The organism is Lacinutrix venerupis, assembly GCF_003663945.1.
Classification (GTDB): domain Bacteria; phylum Bacteroidota; class Bacteroidia; order Flavobacteriales; family Flavobacteriaceae; genus Lacinutrix; species Lacinutrix venerupis.
This window is the reverse complement of sequence record NZ_RCCH01000006.1, coordinates 22,736-40,664: the sequence shown is the minus strand read 5'-3', so window position 1 is coordinate 40,664 and position 17,929 is coordinate 22,736. Positions and strand designations below refer to the sequence as shown.

At 28.9% G+C, this 17,929-nt stretch carries 20 protein-coding genes; 16 read left to right on the top strand and 4 right to left on the bottom strand.

All coding sequences use genetic code 11. The features are described from left to right. Positions 1-13: 13 nt before the first annotated feature. The 3 genes from CLV86_RS09940 (at position 14) to CLV86_RS09930 (ending at position 2,734) form a co-directional block, all read left to right on the top strand. Complete coding sequence (locus CLV86_RS09940; RefSeq protein ID WP_076732382.1) at positions 14-433, top strand: DUF2141 domain-containing protein; 420 nt, start codon at positions 14-16, stop codon at positions 431-433. Positions 434-710: 277 nt separating this feature from the next. Further along, complete coding sequence (locus CLV86_RS09935; RefSeq protein WP_121052031.1) at positions 711-1,976, top strand: DUF819 family protein; 1,266 nt, start codon at positions 711-713, stop codon at positions 1,974-1,976. 53 nt (positions 1,977-2,029) lie between these two features. After that, complete coding sequence (locus tag CLV86_RS09930) at positions 2,030-2,734, top strand: DUF4369 domain-containing protein (RefSeq protein ID WP_121052029.1); 705 nt, start codon at positions 2,030-2,032, stop codon at positions 2,732-2,734. A 12-nt stretch (positions 2,735-2,746) separates the two neighbouring features. Here the strand turns inward: CLV86_RS09930 and CLV86_RS09925 are convergent, their stop codons facing one another. Continuing rightward, the gene (locus CLV86_RS09925) at positions 2,747-3,586 is read right to left on the bottom strand and encodes a tyrosine-type recombinase/integrase (RefSeq protein ID WP_249037469.1); all 840 of its coding nucleotides are present in this window, start codon (positions 3,584-3,586) and stop codon (positions 2,747-2,749) included. Between the two features lie 375 nt (positions 3,587-3,961). On the opposite strand from CLV86_RS09925, the gene CLV86_RS09920 reads away from it, so the two are divergent. From CLV86_RS09920 to CLV86_RS09860, 13 genes are all read left to right on the top strand, one after another. Beyond that, the gene (locus CLV86_RS09920; protein WP_147427031.1) at positions 3,962-4,357 is read left to right on the top strand and encodes a hypothetical protein; all 396 of its coding nucleotides are present in this window, start codon (positions 3,962-3,964) and stop codon (positions 4,355-4,357) included. A 175-nt stretch (positions 4,358-4,532) separates the two neighbouring features. Further along, positions 4,533-4,979, top strand: coding sequence for a hypothetical protein (locus CLV86_RS09915; RefSeq protein ID WP_147427030.1), 447 nt, complete (start codon positions 4,533-4,535; stop codon positions 4,977-4,979). Positions 4,980-5,207: 228 nt separating this feature from the next. Next, on the top strand, positions 5,208-5,744 hold the full coding sequence (locus tag CLV86_RS09910) for a hypothetical protein (RefSeq protein WP_170148535.1): 537 nt from the start codon (positions 5,208-5,210) through the stop codon (positions 5,742-5,744). Positions 5,745-5,965: 221 nt separating this feature from the next. Next, positions 5,966-6,919 carry a Fic family protein gene (locus CLV86_RS09905; protein WP_121052018.1) on the top strand — a complete coding sequence of 318 codons (954 nt, stop codon included), beginning with the start codon at positions 5,966-5,968 and terminating at the stop codon, positions 6,917-6,919. Positions 6,920-7,133: 214 nt separating this feature from the next. Next, positions 7,134-7,313: a hypothetical protein gene (locus CLV86_RS09900; protein ID WP_487246505.1), complete on the top strand. Its 180-nt coding sequence runs from the start codon at positions 7,134-7,136 to the stop codon at positions 7,311-7,313. Between the two features lie 383 nt (positions 7,314-7,696). Next, on the top strand, positions 7,697-8,242 hold the full coding sequence (locus CLV86_RS09895; protein WP_121052014.1) for a VOC family protein: 546 nt from the start codon (positions 7,697-7,699) through the stop codon (positions 8,240-8,242). 75 nt (positions 8,243-8,317) lie between these two features. Next, a complete protein-coding gene (locus tag CLV86_RS09890) occupies positions 8,318-8,890 on the top strand; it encodes a uracil-DNA glycosylase family protein (protein ID WP_121052012.1) in 573 nt (190 codons plus the stop codon). Between the two features lie 72 nt (positions 8,891-8,962). Beyond that, positions 8,963-9,874: a hypothetical protein gene (locus CLV86_RS09885; protein ID WP_147427029.1), complete on the top strand. Its 912-nt coding sequence runs from the start codon at positions 8,963-8,965 to the stop codon at positions 9,872-9,874. A 98-nt stretch (positions 9,875-9,972) separates the two neighbouring features. Further along, positions 9,973-10,980, top strand: coding sequence for a DUF368 domain-containing protein (locus tag CLV86_RS09880; protein ID WP_121052008.1), 1,008 nt, complete (start codon positions 9,973-9,975; stop codon positions 10,978-10,980). Next, positions 10,980-11,999 (top strand): DUF368 domain-containing protein, encoded by a 1,020-nt coding sequence (locus CLV86_RS09875; protein ID WP_076732333.1) that lies wholly within the window; start codon positions 10,980-10,982, stop codon positions 11,997-11,999. Before CLV86_RS09880 ends, CLV86_RS09875 begins: the two co-directional genes overlap by 1 nt. After that, complete coding sequence (locus CLV86_RS09870) at positions 11,968-12,729, top strand: shikimate dehydrogenase family protein (protein WP_428841388.1); 762 nt, start codon at positions 11,968-11,970, stop codon at positions 12,727-12,729. The genes CLV86_RS09875 and CLV86_RS09870 overlap by 32 nt, the downstream gene beginning before the upstream one ends. A 101-nt stretch (positions 12,730-12,830) precedes the next feature. Next, a complete protein-coding gene (locus tag CLV86_RS09865) occupies positions 12,831-14,837 on the top strand; it encodes a DUF349 domain-containing protein (protein WP_121052006.1) in 2,007 nt (668 codons plus the stop codon). Further along, positions 14,830-15,393, top strand: a complete 564-nt coding sequence (locus CLV86_RS09860) for a hypothetical protein (RefSeq protein ID WP_121052004.1) — start codon at positions 14,830-14,832, stop codon at positions 15,391-15,393. Before CLV86_RS09865 ends, CLV86_RS09860 begins: the two co-directional genes overlap by 8 nt. Before the next feature lie 608 nt (positions 15,394-16,001). On the opposite strand, the gene mazG is transcribed toward CLV86_RS09860, so the two are convergent. The 3 genes from mazG to def all read right to left on the bottom strand — a co-directional run bounded on the left by mazG (position 16,002) and on the right by def (position 17,929). Continuing rightward, on the bottom strand, positions 16,002-16,775 hold the full coding sequence (gene mazG / locus CLV86_RS09855) for a nucleoside triphosphate pyrophosphohydrolase (protein WP_121052002.1): 774 nt from the start codon (positions 16,773-16,775) through the stop codon (positions 16,002-16,004). 89 nt (positions 16,776-16,864) lie between these two features. After that, positions 16,865-17,281 (bottom strand): DUF5606 family protein, encoded by a 417-nt coding sequence (locus tag CLV86_RS09850; protein WP_076732329.1) that lies wholly within the window; start codon positions 17,279-17,281, stop codon positions 16,865-16,867. Between the two features lie 57 nt (positions 17,282-17,338). Further along, on the bottom strand, positions 17,339-17,929 hold the full coding sequence (def, locus tag CLV86_RS09845) for a peptide deformylase (RefSeq protein ID WP_121052000.1): 591 nt from the start codon (positions 17,927-17,929) through the stop codon (positions 17,339-17,341).

Here is a 17,929-nt window from a genome sequence, read left to right as displayed (position 1 = left end):
AAACTCTTTAATTATGAAATCAATTATCTTAACATTTACTTTTATTTTTTCTTTTGTATTTTCTTTTTCACAAGATAAAAATACACAAAACATTACTGTTACAATTTCTAATATTAAAAGTGATAAAGGAAAAGCAATATTAACATTACACAATGAGAATACTTTTATGGTTACAGAAGGTATTCAAAATATAGAATCAAATATCGAAAATGGTAAGATTATAGTAACATTTAAAAATGTATCACCAGGAACGTATGCTATTATGGCAATGCACGATGAGAACGATAATAAAAAAATGGATTTTAGTACAAACAGAATGCCACTTGAAGATTACGGCATGTCTAACAACCCAATTAATTACGGTCCTCCACAATTTAATGATGCTAAGTTTAAGGTAGAAAATAAAGATTTAGAAATGAGAATTACATTTTAATTAATCTTTATAGCTTATAAAAACAAAGATAGAACAACATAATTTTGATTCTATGTTTAAATACAATTAGAAAAAGCGTCTTAAAAAAAGACGCTTTTTCATACTAACCAACCAAAAATATGATAATTACTTACTCTTAATTTAAAGTAACCACACTTTAAAATAGTCTATGTAAGAAATCTCGAAATAAGTATTTCAAATTGTATGCCAAACTTTATTTCTTACTTTTTTTTATCCTATTTTAATTTGGTATTTTGCAGCAACTAATTAAAAAAATATGGACATTACTCTTCCGTTTAATAACGATGCCATTGTTTTTGGCTTACTATTTCTAGCCTTAGGCTTTGTGTTTTATACAGAAAATATTAAAACAGGCTTTTGGAAAACATTTTACAAGTTTGTACCAGCATTATTAATGTGCTATTTTATTCCATCGTTATTTAGCCTGTTTGGTTGGGTAGACCCAAAAACATCTCAAGCTTATTTTGTAGCTAGCCGTTATTTTTTACCAGCTTCATTAGTATTATTTACATTAAGCATAGATTTAAAAGCTGTATTTAATTTAGGACCTAAAGCATTAATTATGTTTCTAACAGGTACAATAGGTATTGTAATTGGAGGTCCATTAGCAATTTTATTAATATCTGTATTTTCTCCAGAAACAGTTGGCGGAGCAGATTTTAATGCTGTTTGGAGAGGATTATCTACACTAGCTGGAAGCTGGATTGGTGGCGGAGCAAACCAAGCGGCCATGTTAGAAATATACCAATACAATCCAGAAAGATATGGAAACATGGTAATTGTAGATATTTTTGTAGCCAATGTTTGGATGGCAATTTTATTATTAGGAATTGGTAAAAGAACTAAAATTGACAAATGGTTAAAAGCAGATAATACAGCAATTGATGCACTACAAAAAAAGATGGAAAATTTTGCTGAAAAAACAGTAAGAAATCCATCTTTAAACGATTATATGGTTATACTTATGATAGCTTTTACAGCCGTAGGTATTGCACATTTAGGTTCTGAAATTATAACTACATTTTTAAAAAATAATTTTGAAGCCGTAAGCGATCCCAAAAGTGCACTATCCTCTTTCGGTAGTGGTTTCTTTTGGTTAATCTCTATTTCAACATTAATAGGCGTACTACTATCTTTTACAAAAGCAAAAACTTACGAAGGTGCAGGAGCAAGTAAAATAGGTAGTGTATTTATATATATTTTAGTAGCTACTATAGGTATGAAAATGGATTTAGGAGGAATTCTTGATCAACCAGGCTTAATTATGATTGGTTTAGTTTGGATGGCTATACACGCAGGATTGTTAATATTAGTTGCAAAATTAATTAAAGCACCATATTTCTTTTTAGCAGTAGGAAGTCAAGCCAATGTTGGTGGTGCAGCCTCTGCTCCAATTGTTGCGGCAGCTTTTCATCCATCATTAGCCACTGTAGGAGCTCTTTTAGCTGTCTTTGGTTACGTTGTTGGAACATATGGAGCAATACTTTGTGCCGAATTAATGAGAATAGCAGCCGTTGGTTAGCATTTAATTAATTTTTATATCATATTTGCGCTCTTAAAATTTTAAAATTAAACATGCAAAAATTATTTATTCTATTAGGATTATGTCTTTTATTTTCTTGTGGAGATAAAACTTCAGATTCACTTATTGTAAAAGGAAATATTAAAGGATTAAAAAAAGGAACCGTTTATTTAAAAAAAGCCAAAGACACTACCATAGTAACTATTGACTCAATGGTAATTAACGGAAACTCAAATTTTGAGCTACAAAGTAAAATTGATACTCCAGAAATTTTCTATTTGTATCTTGATAAATACAATAATGAAGATAATAGAATTACATTTTTTGCCGATAAAGGTATCACAGAAATTAATACTTCCTTAAAACGATTTAATTATGATGCCAAGATTAAAGGATCTAAGCAACAAAAAATCTTAGAAGAATATATTAGTGTAGCTTCAAAATTTAATAACAAAAATTTAGAACTAATTAAAGAAAATTTTGATGCTATAAAAGCTAATGATACCGTATTAATTAATAGCACCGAAAAAACTTATAAAAATCTTGAGAAGCGTAAATATTTATATACTGTAAATTTTGCCATTAATAATAGAGATAGCGAAGTTGCTCCTTACTTAGCTTTATCAGAACTATATAATGCAAATATTAAGTATTTAAATATGATAAACGACACATTAACTCCAACTATTAAAACCTCTCATTACGGCAAAGAATTACAAGGTTTTATTAACAAAATAAAAGAAGAAGAGAATTTATAAAATATTAATAAATTATAGAAAATCTAAAGGACTTGGTATATTTTGTAACGTTTTTTGTGTTACATGAGTATAAATAAGAGTAGTTTTAATAGAACTATGTCCTAATAATTCTTTTATAATTCTAACATCTGTACCTTTATCCATTAAATGTGTTGCGTAAGCATGCCTTAAACTATGCAATGTAATTTTCTTATTAATATTAGCTTTACGCAATGCCAATTTAAAAACTTTACGCAAACTTTCTGGAGCATATTTTTCGCCATTTCTACCACAAAACAAATAAGTTTTAGGCTTATACTGAGCATAATAACTCCTTAAAAGAGTTTTTAAAGAATCCGGCAAAGGTAAAACTCTATCTTTATTTCCTTTACCAGATCTAATTAAGACTTGATTTCTATCACCATTAATATCTTCAATCCTCATATTAATTAATTCTCCACTTCTTAATCCCAAAGCATAAATTACCGTAAGCATAGCTCTATGCTTTAAATTATTATGGCTTTCTAAAATTGCCTTAACCTCTTTTGTAGAAATAATATTGGGCAAAGGACTAGGTCTTCTTGTAGGGTAAACTGGCAAAAAATCGATTTCTCGATTATACATTTCTTTATAAAATAATTTTAAAGCAGCGCAGAGTTGTTTATGCGTAGTATACGCTAATTCCTTTTCCTTTACAATTTGAATAATTAATGCTAGTAACACTTTATTTTCAATTGTATTTAAATCGATTTCAAAGCCAACATACTTATGAAAAGATTTAATTAAACCTAAATAAGTATTAATACTATTATCGCTATATCTTTTAATTTCTAAAAGTTTTTTAAAATCTAAAAAAGTTGCGATATCCGACATAAAATCAAATATATACAAACTTTAATAAAAGTTGGTATATTCTTACAAATTAGTTTGTTAAACAGTACAAAATGATTATGTTTGGTATATAAACACGTTAGCCACAAGTTAAAAAAACACTCGTCAAGAAAATAAAAATGGATAAATATATTTTAACGGAGAACCAAAAGAGCGAATTAGCTTTACACCTTGCGATGAAAGGATTAAATGACGGTCAGATTTCTGATATTTTTCAGCGAATAAAAACTGAATCTGACTATAAAAAATACTTGAAATATGAATAAGCTATTAGTCTCTGTAATCGGAAAGAGAAACTCGGGAAAATCATCGACTTGGAATTCATTATTCGGTCGAACTGTGAAAACTGGAACGAGATTGAAAAAGTTATATTTAACAGAAACGGAATACGTTAATGTGTTTTTAGTTAGTGGAAGTCCGGAAGAACGAGAAACATACGTTGGACAATTAATTACAATCGAAAACCCAGCTATCGTACTTTGCTCAATGCAATACCGAAAAGATGTTTCACAAACAATCGACTACTTTACAGAAAGAAATTATCAAATTTATTCCCAATGGTTAAATCCAGGATTTGATGACCAAAATGAATTACCTCAATTTGATACTCTTGGAATTTTTAATTATTTAATCGGTCTGAATTCTACTGTTGGAATTAGAAATGGGAAAATAGATTTGAATAGCAGAGTTCAAGAAATTCGTGAGTATATTTATGGTTGGGCAAAATATAGGAATTTAATACTCACAGACTGAAAAAAAACCTGTGGCTAACACCGTGTATAATTCATTGCTAGTACTCGCCTACTTACGAAAATCCTCGCGGATTTTCTATTCGGTTTGTATTTGCTAATTTAGTTGCTGAAACACGCAACGAAATCATACACAAACACGTTGTGTGTCATTTGAACTCAAACCTATGAAAAGAATTTTGACCTTACTTTTTTTAATTAGTCTGACTGTTTCTTGTGCGCAAAATGAACAAGATAAAATTATTGGAAAATGGAAAATCGTTTCGGTAGATAGCGGAGACTTTTATCTGAACACTAAAACAGATTCGATTTCTATTTCAAAAGAGTTTAAAAAAGTGTTTAACGATTCTTTGGCATTGGACAATGTTATTAATGTTGCAAAAATGACTTATAACAATAATGTAATGGAATTCGATGATAGCGGAGTTTTTAACCAAATGATTGACAACGAATTAAAAATGTATGGCACGTACGAAATAAAACCATCGATTGAAAAAATAAATGTGTTGTTAAAAGACAAAGTGAATTGGGAAACGGACTATGAATTAGTCGAAAATCAATTACATCTGACCACAACACTTTATGGAAAAAAATCTGAATTTGTACTTGAACGTGTTAAAAAATAAAAACGCCACACAACAACGGCTATAGTTCATTACGGCTGAAATTCCTAATCGGAATTTCAAGCCTTTTTGCTAAATTTATGGTTACGGCGGAATGATACTCGCGTACCATTCCGTAACGAAACCATAGCCAAGACCGTTGTACCACATATGAGAAAACGAAATCTGAAATACATAATTGGAATTTTATTTATGACATTTCAATTTCAAATCTTTGCTCAAGAAACTGAAATGGAAAAGAAAATAAGCGAATTGTTTTTCGGACTTAACCTAAACCAAAAGCCGAGTGAAATAGTTAAAGAATCTGACTTCAAATTTGAATATGGTTGGACAAGTACAATTGTTGATGTTAAAAATCACTCATATGCGACTGAATTTAATAACCATCCGACAATCAAAGGAGAAATTAAAGAGGGAATTTTTAGAATCAACTACGACTCGCACCAAGAAAAATATGGCATTTTCTCGCTGACAATGGTAATTAGATTTACGAATGAATACACACAAATTGACGAATACGAAAGACTTACACACGAATTTGAAAAGTATAGTTCAAAAACCATAATTGAATCAACTCAAACGGAGGATTATGAAACCAAATCTCAAGTAACAGTTTATCAGAAAAATAAGGAATTTGAAATTCCAAAACTTGACTTTTATTTTGACCAATCCGATAAAAATGATTTTCCTTTAGTAGTGACTTTTACTACAAGTTGGAAAATGGACGAATTAAAAAAACTGATTGAAAAACAAAAGAAGACGGAATAAAAAATACGTGGTACAACACCGTATATAATCCATTGCTAGTACTAGCCTACTTACGAAAATCCTCGCGGATTTTCTATTCGGTTTTTATTTGCTAAATTAGTTGCTCACACACGCAACGTATCATATACAAAACCGTTGTGCCCAATTAAAAAATCCGTTTCATAACATTATTCAGATTAAATGATTGTATCTTTGATAGTATCAAATGATAGTATCAAAAAATGAAACCACCTTACGAAATTACATCTTCTATTTTAAAATTAATAACTTCTATCTCAGAGAAAATAGGAGAAGTAAATGCTAATTTATTAAACAGGCCTTCACCTAAATTGAGAAAACAGAATAGAATCAAAACTATTCATTCTTCGTTAAAAATAGAAGGAAACACACTTACAGAGGAACAGATTACTGCACTTCTTGAAAACAAAAGAGTTATTGGACCTAAAAAAGATGTTATTGAAGTTTTAAATGCAATCAAAATCTATGAAAATTTAGATGATTACAATCCTTCTAATGAAAAATCTTTTTTAAAAGCGCACCAAAACTTAATGGAAGGTTTAATCGAAAATTCAGGGAAATATAGAACTCAGAGTGTCGGTATTGTAAAAGGCTCTAAAATTGAGCATTTAGCACCACCATTTGAAAATGTGCCATTCTTAATGAAAGACCTTTTTGAATATTTGAAAAATTCTGATGAAATTGAATTAATTAAAAGTTGTGTTTTTCATTACGAAATGGAATTTATACATCCATTTTTGGATGGAAATGGAAGAATGGGAAGATTATGGCAAACTTTAATTTTAATGGAAAAATATCCAATATTTGAGTTTTTACCTTTTGAAACATTAATCAGTAATGACCAGGAAAAATATTACAAAGCTTTAGCTGAAAGTGATAAATCTGGAAAGTCAACTAAGTTTATTGAATATATGCTTAACGTAATTGACATTTCAATAAGTCAATTATTAGATTTTAATAATCGAACTTTAAATGAAAAAGATAGATTAGAATATTATGTTTCATTAAACAAAATTGAATTTACAAGAAAAGATTATATGGATGTTTTTAAAGACATTTCTTCAGCAACTGCAAGTAGAGATTTAAAAAAAGGAGTTGAATTAAATTTATTTGAAAAAATAGGAGAAAAAAATAAGACAATCTACCGTTTAAAATAACTGGGCACAACACCGTATATAATTTATTACTAGTTCTAGCCTACTTACGAAAATCCTAGCGGATTTTCTATTCGGTTTTTATTTACTAACTTAGTGACTTAAACACGCAACAAACCATACACAAGACCGTTGATACATCGAAGTCGCTAATACGCTTTCGGATATTAAAAACTTAAAAGAAAATTACAATTTAAAAGCTAAACAAGTAGAAGCTATGACAGAGGCTATTGATCTCTCTATTAAACTTTTTAAATCGGCTAGAGCAGAATATACTGAAGTATTATTAACACAACGTGAAGCCTTAGATTATAAAATTGAAATTATTGAAACAAAAAGAGACCAACTTTTGGCCAATGTTAAAATATGTCAAGCCTTAGGTGGTGGCTGGAATTAGCTATAAAACACTCTATATTAAAGCCATTCTGTAAAAAAAGTATAGAATGGCTTTTTTATCTTAATTATAAACTGAAATTTTTAACCAAAAAAAAATTAGAGCTTTTATGAAAAAAAACATTAAAAAACTAGTAAGTATAAAAGTGCACAAATTATAACGGTTTGACTTTAAACGTCAAACCGTTTTTAATTTAAAACAAGTAAATTAATAGATTATTATTTATAAACTTCCACAAGTATAAAGTTAGCATACACAATAAATAATAGTATTAAATTCTATAATTAAATAAGATTACATTTATCTTTATACTATAAAAGAGTGTAGATTAATCTTAATTTGTAGCAAATATTTTAAAACAAATCAAACAATAAAGTCGTGTTAAAATGAAAAAAATACTACAAATTTTAATTTTAAATTCAATATTAGTTAGTTGTACTAATTTTAAAGAAGACAAAAATTCTAGTGTAGAAAAAGAAAAACTACAATTAGAAATTGATAGTCTTAAAAAATTAATAAACGAAAACAACTCTAATAATCATCAAATAGCCACATTTCTTACATTTCAAAAAAACAATGCCGAAAATGCAATGAATTTTTATGTAGAATTATTTGATAATTCTGAGATTATTAATGTAAAACGATGGGAGAAAAATGCTCCAATAGATGAAGGAAAAATTATGCATGCCACATTTAAATTAAATGGAAATCTATTTATGTGTAGCGACAGCCCACCAATTCACGATTGGGATTTTACTCCTGCTGTTTCCAATTACATTGAGTGCAAAAATGAAAGTGAACTTGAAAAATTATTTTCAAAACTATCACATGATGGAACAATTATGATGCCTTTAAATAATTATGGATTTAGCAAAAAATTTGGTTTTGTTCAAGATAAATTTGGAGTGTCATGGCAATTAAATTTACAGTAAATCACAGTTAAATCATATAAATATCTTTTCTACTATTAACTAAATTAAAAAAAAGAAAAAATAATTTTATTACATGTGGATAGCCTAATAAAAGATATATCAAATTGTAATGTTTGCAAAGAACACTTAGAGCTTGGTCCACGACCAGTACTATCGGCACATCCAAAAAGTAAAATAATTATAATTGGACAAGCTCCAGGAACTATAGTTCATAAAACCGGTATTCCTTGGAATGATAAAAGTGGTGAAAATTTAAGAAGCTGGATGAAAATTGATAAAACTGATTTTTACAACTCTCAAAAAATTGCAATAATTCCAATGGGTTTTTGCTATCCCGGAAAAGGCAAATCTGGAGACTTACCACCAAGAAAAGAATGTGCTCCATTATGGCACAATCATTTATTTAATAAATTACAAAATGTAGAGTTAATTTTATTAATAGGGAAATATGCACAAGATTATTACCTTAAAGAGAGCGCAAAGAGAACATTAACAGAAACAGTAAAAAACTTTAAAGAATATTTACCAAAATATTTTGTACTTCCACATCCATCTCCAAGAAATAATATTTGGCAAGCCAAAAACGAATGGTTTACACGTTTAGTATTACCTGAATTGCAAAAAGAAATAAAAAGAATCTTAAAATAAATGATTGCCAAAAATCTATAAAATTAAAACAGATTATAAAACCTACACAAACATTTAAATCGAGAATTAAATATGCAGAAATACATCATAATTTTAATCTTAATTGTAATGTCTTGTAAAGGTCATTCTAAAAAAAATAATCAAACAGACTATTTAAAATCTGAAATAATAAAAACTTCAGAATTCCAATTAATTAAAGCAAAAAAACAAAAAGGACTATTAATTTTATTTCCTTGTTTCCCTTGCGATGCTGAGAACACATTAACTGAATTTAAAATTGCAGATATTAGTGTTGCAAATAATTTTTCGGTTTTAGCTATGAATTTAAACCAACGCTTATACCTCAAACCTGAAGAAAAACAAGAATTAAGCGAGCAGCTTACAAAAATAATTAACGAACAGCAACTTAACAAAAACAACATTTATATTGGTGGCTTTTCCAGCGGAGGAAATGTAAGTTTATTAATTAGCGATTATTTAGTAAAAAATAAAAGTCTAGTAAAACCTAAAGGAGTGTTTATAGTAGATTCTCCAATTGATCTTTTAGCACTTTACCAAACAGCCGAAAAAAATTTAGAATTAAACTATTCAGAACGTGCTATTCAAGAGTCTAAATGGATTAAACACATGTTAGATAACGAATTTGGGAATCCACAAAACGGAATATCTAATTACGAAAAAAACGCTCCTTTTACATTTAAAACACAAAACATTAACAACTTAAAAGGATTAAAGAAATTAAAAATAAGATTTTATACAGAACCAGATTTAAAATGGTGGAATAATCACGCTAAAAATAGTTACGAAGATTTAAATGCATTCTATATTCAAAAATTATCAGAACAATTAAAAACCACGTTTGGCAATAAAAATATCCAACTTATAAAAACAAAAAACAAAGGTTATCGAGCAAATGGAGAAAGACATCCACATTCTTGGTCTATAGTTAACGAAAAAGACTTGGTAAATTGGATGTTAGAATAAAAAACATCTAAATAATATTTTTAACCATTGCAAGCTAAATAAACACCTTGTAGGATTACTAAAAATGTATACCTTTGGTTAGATTGAAAAGTAAAAGCATGCAAAGAAAATTTAAAGACTATTTTTTAATAGCACTTAAAGGTGTAGCTATGGGTGCAGCAGATGCTGTACCAGGTGTTTCTGGTGGAACTATAGCTTTTATCTCTGGTATTTATGAAGAGTTAATTTCTTCAATTAGCAACATTAACTTGTCGCTTTTTAAAACACTAAAACAAGATGGTTTAAAATCATTTTGGAAACAAGCTAACGGTAATTTTCTTTTAGCTTTATTAACAGGAATCCTTATAAGTTTTGCTTCATTTATGCGATTAGCAAAATATTTAATAGAACAACATCCTGTTTTAATTTGGTCGTTCTTTTTTGGACTTATAGTTGTAAGTATTTATTTTGTTGGAAAACAAATCACCAAATGGACAATTGGGAGTGTTTTTGTACTTTTAGCCGGAGCTGCTCTTGCCTTTTACATTACTAGTTTACCTTCTCTTGGAGCAAATAATAGTGCATGGTTTTTATTTTTTGCTGGAGCTATTGCCATTTGCGCAATGATTTTACCAGGTATTTCCGGCTCATTTATCTTAATTATTTTAGGAGCATACACAGCTTTAAGTAACGCAATAAACGATTGGGATTTTAAAAAAATAGGCCTTTTTGCAATAGGTGCTATTGCTGGCTTATTAAGTTTTAGTAAATTACTAAAATGGCTATTTAAAAACTATCATAATACAACCTTAGCTTTATTAACTGGATTTATTTTAGGTTCTTTAAATAAAATGTGGCCTTGGAAAAGAACAATTTCAGTAATGAAAGACGAAACAGGTAAAGTAATAGATTTTAATCAAGTTTCAGAGCTTGGTACACTATCTGTTTTTCAAAAGGAAACTAACGATTATGAAAGCTATAAAACTGTTTTAGAAGAAAGTATTTTACCTAATTTATATTCAGAACTTAATGGAGTTAATCCGCAATTAATTTTTGCTATTCTATTAATGGTTGTTGGTTTCTTAACCATTTTTGTGTTAGAAAAAATAGGGTCCAAAAAAGTATAATGCAAAGTACACGCACATTAACAGATAAACTTTTTTTAATCCTTAAAGGATTAGGAATGGGAGCTGCAAATAAAGTTCCTGGTGTATCTGGTGGTGTTGTGGCATTTGTTGCTGGTTTTTATGAAGAATTTATTCATTCTTTAAAACGTGTAAATGTAACCGCATTTAAGTTATTTTTTAATGGCAGATTCAAGTCATTTTTTTACTACATAAATGGAAGATTTTTAAGCTTATTATTTTTTGGAATGCTAGTGAGCTATTTTAGTGTTTCAAAAATTTTAGACTATTTTATTAAGCATTACGAGTTGTACGTTTGGAGTGTTTTTTTCGGGATGATTATAGGCTCAATCTATTACATTAGTAAAGATTTTAAAGATTGGAAAATAACAACCTACGTAGCACTTTTAATTGGCGCACTTATTGGTATAAGTATAAGTTTTCTTGATCCTGCAATGGAAAACGACAATCTATGGTTTGTTTTTTTATGTGGTATTATTAGCGTTTCCGGAATGACGTTACCTGGTTTCTCAGGCTCTTTTATTTTAATATTATTAGGAAATTATGTACTACTTCTAGTAGATTCTGTTAATGCACTTTTTGATACCTTTTACGAAATTCTTGGAGGCAACTTTAGCTTTATTAATAATACAGAACGTGTAAGAATGCTTAAAGTTCTTTTTGTATTTACTTTAGGCTCTGTTGTTGGGTTGGTTAGTTTCTCTCACATATTAAGTTACATCTTAAAACATTATAAAAGTGTTACAACAGCATCTATAATTGGTTTTATTGTTGGCTCTCTAGGTGTAGTTTGGCCTTGGAAGGAAACTATTTTTAAAACTAATAATTTAGGCGTTAAAAGTTTAGATTCTGGCGGAAAACACATAATAGAAAACTACAAACGCTTTATTCCAGAACTCAATACAGAAACTTTTATAGCTATTTTTTACATTATAGCAGGTATTGCAATTGTACTTGGTTTAGAATGGTATGGCAGAAAAACACGACAAACACATGCGTAAATTTGGTTTAATAGGAAAAGACATTTCATATTCCTTCTCAAGAAATTATTTTAAAAATAAATTTGAAAATGAAGAAATAAAAAATACAACTTATGAAAATTTTGACCTTGAAAACATTTCTTTATTTGAAACAAAATTAAAAAAAGACAAAGCCATTAAAGGCTTTAATGTTACAATACCTTATAAAGAAAGTGTTATGCCTTTTTTAGATAAGTTAAATAAAAAAGCAAAAGCTATAGGTGCTGTAAACACTATAAAAATTACAAAAAAAGGAAAATACGTTGGGTACAATACAGATTTTTACGGCTTTAAAAACACCTTAAATCCTTTTTTAAAAAAGCATCATAAAAAAGCTTTAATTTTAGGCACAGGCGGAGCAAGTAAAGCCATTGCTTATGCATTAAAATCTCTTGATATTGAGTATTCGTTTGTATCCAGAAAAGCATCACAAAATGTTACTTTTACCTATAATCAACTTTCAGAATCAATAATTAATTCTCATCAAATAATAATAAACTGCACACCTTTAGGCACCTTTCCAAATGTGGAAGCATGCCCAGATATTCCATATCATGCAATAACAAATCAACATATATTATTCGATTTAATTTATAATCCTTCAGAAACAAAATTTCTAAGATTAGGAAAGAAAAATAATGCTACAATAATTAATGGAGAAAAAATGTTAGAATTACAAGCTGAAAAATCCTGGAGCATTTGGAATAAATAGCGCAATTTAAACAAGTTAAAAAACTGAAATTGTTATTAAAAAGACAAGTTTTAGTATATTTGAAAGTATAATTTATCACCATAAACAAAACATTTTATAAAATGTCAGAGCAAGATAACCTGCAAAATGCAGACGGAAACAAAGAAAACAAAGTACCAGAAAACACATCTCCAAAACAAGTTGAAGAAGTCAACGCGGAAAGCATTAGCGAAACCACAAAACAACTTCAGGAACCTGAAAATGAACACTCTGAAGATGATGTAATTAATGAAATTGACAACTCTAATGCAGAAGATGCAGAAGACGAAGGTACTAGTGATCGCCATAATATAGAAGAAAAAAATTATAGCGAAATGTCTTTAGACACTTTGGTTATTGAGCTAGAAAACCTAATAAAAAACGAAAAAATACAAGCTATAAAAAAGCATGTAGAAGAGATAAAAAATGAATTTAACGACAAATTCAATGCTCTTTTAGATGAAAAAAAGCAAGAGTTTTTAGATCAAGGTGGTAACGAAATAGATTTCCACTACTCTACACCTATAAAACAAAGTTTTAATGAAGCCTATAAAGACTATCGTCAAAAAATAAAAGCACATTATAATAACATAGAAAAAGGCTTAAAAGATAATTTATCCATTAGACTAAAAATTATTGAAGACATCAAGACACTTACAGATCTTGACGAAACAATGAATACAAAATACAAGCAATTTAAAGAATTGCAAGAGCAATGGAAAAACGCAGGCTCAATACCTAGAGATAAGTATAATAATGCATGGAATAGCTATCATTTTAACGTAGAACGCTTTTACGATTTATTACACTTAGACAGAGATTTACGCGACAAAGATTTTGAACACAATCTAGAAAAAAAGTTGAAAATTATAGAGCGTGCAGAAGAATTAGCAAAAGAAGATAATAATAACCGTGCCTTTAGAGAGCTGCAAGCTTTACACAAAATGTGGAAAGAAGAATTAGGTCCTGTAGCAAGAGAACATAGAGAACCTATTTGGGAGCGCTTTAAAGAAGCAACAAAAGTTATTAACGATAAGCGTCAAGAATATTACAAACATTTAGACTCTTTATACGAAAAGAATTTAGAGTTTAAAACAGGCATTATTGGTTTAATACAAGAAAAAACAAACGAACCTGGAAACACGCATAAAGCGTGGCAGAAAAAAATTAAAGAAGTTGAAATGCTTCGCGAAGAATTTTTTAAAGCAGGAAAAGTACCTATTAAAGTTAATGAAGCTACTTGGACTAAATTTAAAGCAGCAGTTCGAGAATTTAACCATAAAAAAAATTCATACTATAAAAGCTTAAAAAAAGAACAGTATGATAATTTAGACAAAAAGCTAGAGTTAATAAAAATTGCCGAGGACAATAAAGACAGTGATGATTTTACTGCTACAACGCAATTAATGAAAAAAATCCAAAGCGACTGGAAACGTATTGGGCACGTGCCAAGAAAAGACAGCGATAAAATTTGGAAGCAATTTAGAGCCGCTTGTAATTATTATTTTGATAGAGTTCATGCAAAAAGAAATGAAGCAAGCGCAGAAGAAGAAAAAGCATATACAGAAAAAGAAGAGCTTCTAAATACAGTTACCGCAACAAAACTTTCGGGCGAGCAAAAAGCAGATTTAGCAACTATAAAAGACTATATCGCAAAGTGGAAAACAATTGGTCGTGTTCCTGGCAATAAGCGTAAAATTGAAAGTGATTTTAATAAAGCTTTAGACACTTTATTTGGTACTTTAGATATGAATAAAAATGAAGTAGAAATGATGAAGTTTGAAAATAAACTTCAAGATTTATCTTCTGCTCAAGACCAAAGAGCTCTAGAGAAAGAATACAATTTCATTCGTCAAAAAATTGGTGATATTAAAGGAGAAATAAACCAATTAGAAAATAATTTATTGTTTTTTAAACATGCAGATGAAAAAAATCCGTTAGTAAAATCGGTTTACGATAATATTAAAAAACATAACGAAGATTTAAAAATTTGGAAAGCAAAGCTGAAGAAAATTAAAATTATGGAAAACACTAAGGCTAAAGCCGAAGCTGAGTTAGAACAAAATAAGAGCAGTGAAGTAAATGAATAAAACATTTTTAGTTGCCCTTATTTTATTTTCTCTTTCTTTTACAGCAAAAGCTCAAGATGCAAGTGTAGAAAAATCAATATTTGGAATTCAACTTGGTGCAATAGGCCTTTGGGCACATAATGAAGCTAAACTATCTCAAAGCATAGCTTTACGTACTGAAGTAGGTGCTGAATTAGGTTTTTACAGTAGTAGTTTTATTAACGATTCTGGCGTATATGTCATTCCATCCATTACTTTAGAACCTAGATGGTACTATAATTTAAATAAAAGAGTTTCTAAATCGAGAAGAATTGATGGAAACAGCGGAAATTTTGTTTCACTAAAAGTTAATTATCATCCTGATTTATTATTGACATCTTTAAAAGAAAATTACAATTTTATTAGTGACCTTACAATTATTCCTACTTGGGGAATTAGAAGAAATATTGGTAAACATTTTAATTATGAAACAGCTATTGGTGTAGGTTATATTAAATATTTTGAAGAAGCTAACACCTTTTTTGAGCAAGCAGATATTGGAGTAAACATACATTTACGTATTGGTTATAAATTTTAATAAAAAAATGCTCATTTTAAAATGAGCATTTTTTTTATTAACGAAACTACTAAAAAAACCAAATCCTGCTTGATTTACATCAAACAGGATTTTGGCTCCTAACTAAACTAACCAATTATTTCTATTTCGCTTACTAGAAATAATTTTATGTAAAATGACCTATAAAAAGTTTACGCTATTAACCAATTTTCCTATGAAGAAACAAGGTCATTTGGTATTATATACGCATACATCTTAATTTTGGACTTCAAAAAAATAAAAAAATTACTTTTTAAGTAAAAAAAATATATAAATATTTGATTTTCAGTATTTTAAGCGAACAAAAAATTATTTTATTAGCTGTTTTAATTATAGTTTTTTGGCTTCCTCCCAAAATGAAATATTTGAAAAAATCCAATTTTAGATTTTTTCAATTACAGTTTTTTGGCTTCCTCCCAAAATGAAATATTTGAAAAAATCCAATTTTAGATTTTTTCAATTACAGTTTTTTGGCTTCCTCCCAAAATGAAATATTTGAAAAAATCCAATTTTAGATTTTTTCAATTACAGTTTTTTGGCTTCCTCCCAAAATGAAATATTTGAAAAAATCCAATTTTAGATTTTTTCAATTACAGTTTTTTGGCTTCCTCCCAAAAAACATCCATTTCAGCTAAAGTCATATCTTTTAAATCTTTATTTAATGATTTTGCTTTAGATTCTAGATATTGAAAACGTTTTGAGAATTTTTTATTAGTTCTTTCTAAAGCATTCTCTGGATTTATATTTTTAAAACGTGCATAGTTAACTAAAGAGAATAATACGTCTCCAAATTCGCTTTCCATTGCATCTCTATCGTTTTTAGCTACCTCAACTTTAAATTCGCTTAACTCCTCTTCTACTTTTTCCCAAACTTGTTCTGGCTCTTCCCAATCAAAACCTACTCCAGAAACTTTATCTTGAATACGGTTTGCTTTTACTAAGGCTGGTAAACTTTTGGGCACTCCTTCTAAAACACTTGTTTTTCCTTCTTTAAGTTTTAGTTTTTCCCAATTACGCTTTACTTCTGCTTCATCTTTTACCTTTACATCTCCATAAATATGTGGATGTCTATGTATTAGTTTTTCGCAAATAGAATTACAAACATCTGCAATATCAAAACTATTAGTTTCACTTCCTATTTTGGCATAAAAAACTAAATGCAACAAAATATCTCCCACTTCTTTTTTTATTTCTTCTAGATCGTTATCTAATATAGCATCACCAAGTTCATAAGTTTCTTCTATTGTTAAATGTCGTAAACTTTCCATGGTTTGCTTTTTATCCCATGGACATTGCTCACGAAGCTCATCCATAATCGTTAATAAACGATCGAAAGCTTTAAGTTGATTGGCTCTAGAATTCATAAAAATTATTTTTTGTAAAGGTATTTAAAATGAAAAAAATCCAGCTAAAAAGCTGGATTTTAATTTATGTTTTAAAATAGTCTATCTAACTATTCTTCCTCTTCTGAGCTTTTTTTATCTTCAAAATCTAACAAATTATTTTTTTGAAGCATATTATACCACTGTATTACTTTTTTAATATCACTTGCATATACTCTATCTTCATCGTAATCTGGTAAAACATCAAAGAAATATTCTTCTAATTTGTCTTTAGATTCTTTGTGATTTATTGATGTTTGTTCACCGTTTTCTTTAGCTTTTATTTTTTTAAAAACCTCTCGTAAAGGAACTTCCTCTGTTAAAGTATAAATAGCAATTTCGCTTAATACACTTACATTTTGCTGGATACCTACAGAAATTTTACGGTTATCTAATAACGATTTTGCAATAAAACCTCCTCTAGTTTGCGTAACTAATTCGTATAATCCTGGTTTTCCTGAAATTGCTAATATTTTATCTAATGCCATATTTATATTATTTAAAGGAGCGCAAATATCTTGTACTGCACTATGTTTTGCAAGTTTTTAACGTTTCTTTTTTAGGTTTGGAAATTTCATGCGATAATCTACATTAATTTTTCCTTTAGAAATGTTTTGCAATTTGCTTTTAATTAAACGTTTTTTTAAACCAGATAATTTATCTGTAAACAATATACCTTCTATATGGTCGTACTCATGCTGGAAAACTCTTGCTGCTAAACCACTTAATTCCATGGTGTGCTTTTTGAAGTCTTCGTCAAAATATTCTACTTTAATATTAGGTTTTCTAAACACATCTTCACGAATATCTGGTATGCTTAAGCAACCTTCGTTAAATGCCCATTCATCTCCAGATTCTTCTAGAATTGTTGGGTTTATAAAGGTGTGTTTAAATTCTTTTAAAAAGTTGCGTTCGTCGTCGTCCAACACATCGTCGTCTGCAAATGGAGATGCATCTACTAAAAAAATACGAATTGGCAAACCTATTTGTGGTGCGGCTAAACCTACACCGTAAGCGCCATGCATTGTTTCTTGCATGTTTGTTATAAGTTCTTTAAGGTTTGGATAATTTTTATCTATTTCCTTAGCTTTAACTTTTAATACTGGATCGCCGTATGCGACTATTGGTAATACCAT

Coding starts and splice junctions, on each gene's coding strand:
- CLV86_RS09935 (WP_121052031.1), top strand. CDS start 711: ATGGACATTACTCTTCCGTTTAATAACGATGCCATTGTTTTTGGCTTA.
- CLV86_RS09865 (WP_121052006.1), top strand. CDS start 12,831: ATGTCAGAGCAAGATAACCTGCAAAATGCAGACGGAAACAAAGAAAAC.
- def (WP_121052000.1), bottom strand. CDS start 17,929: ATGGTATTACCAATAGTCGCATACGGCGATCCAGTATTAAAAGTTAAA.
- CLV86_RS09910 (WP_170148535.1), top strand. CDS start 5,208: ATGGAAAAGAAAATAAGCGAATTGTTTTTCGGACTTAACCTAAACCAA.
- CLV86_RS09850 (WP_076732329.1), bottom strand. CDS start 17,281: ATGGCATTAGATAAAATATTAGCAATTTCAGGAAAACCAGGATTATAC.
- CLV86_RS09875 (WP_076732333.1), top strand. CDS start 10,980: ATGCAAAGTACACGCACATTAACAGATAAACTTTTTTTAATCCTTAAA.
- CLV86_RS09870 (WP_428841388.1), top strand. CDS start 11,968: ATGGCAGAAAAACACGACAAACACATGCGTAAATTTGGTTTAATAGGA.
- CLV86_RS09940 (WP_076732382.1), top strand. CDS start 14: ATGAAATCAATTATCTTAACATTTACTTTTATTTTTTCTTTTGTATTT.
- CLV86_RS09900 (WP_487246505.1), top strand. CDS start 7,134: ATGACAGAGGCTATTGATCTCTCTATTAAACTTTTTAAATCGGCTAGA.
- mazG (WP_121052002.1), bottom strand. CDS start 16,775: ATGAATTCTAGAGCCAATCAACTTAAAGCTTTCGATCGTTTATTAACG.
- CLV86_RS09895 (WP_121052014.1), top strand. CDS start 7,697: ATGAAAAAAATACTACAAATTTTAATTTTAAATTCAATATTAGTTAGT.
- CLV86_RS09860 (WP_121052004.1), top strand. CDS start 14,830: ATGAATAAAACATTTTTAGTTGCCCTTATTTTATTTTCTCTTTCTTTT.
- CLV86_RS09905 (WP_121052018.1), top strand. CDS start 5,966: ATGAAACCACCTTACGAAATTACATCTTCTATTTTAAAATTAATAACT.
- CLV86_RS09880 (WP_121052008.1), top strand. CDS start 9,973: ATGCAAAGAAAATTTAAAGACTATTTTTTAATAGCACTTAAAGGTGTA.
- CLV86_RS09925 (WP_249037469.1), bottom strand. CDS start 3,586: ATGTCGGATATCGCAACTTTTTTAGATTTTAAAAAACTTTTAGAAATT.
- CLV86_RS09885 (WP_147427029.1), top strand. CDS start 8,963: ATGCAGAAATACATCATAATTTTAATCTTAATTGTAATGTCTTGTAAA.
- CLV86_RS09930 (WP_121052029.1), top strand. CDS start 2,030: ATGCAAAAATTATTTATTCTATTAGGATTATGTCTTTTATTTTCTTGT.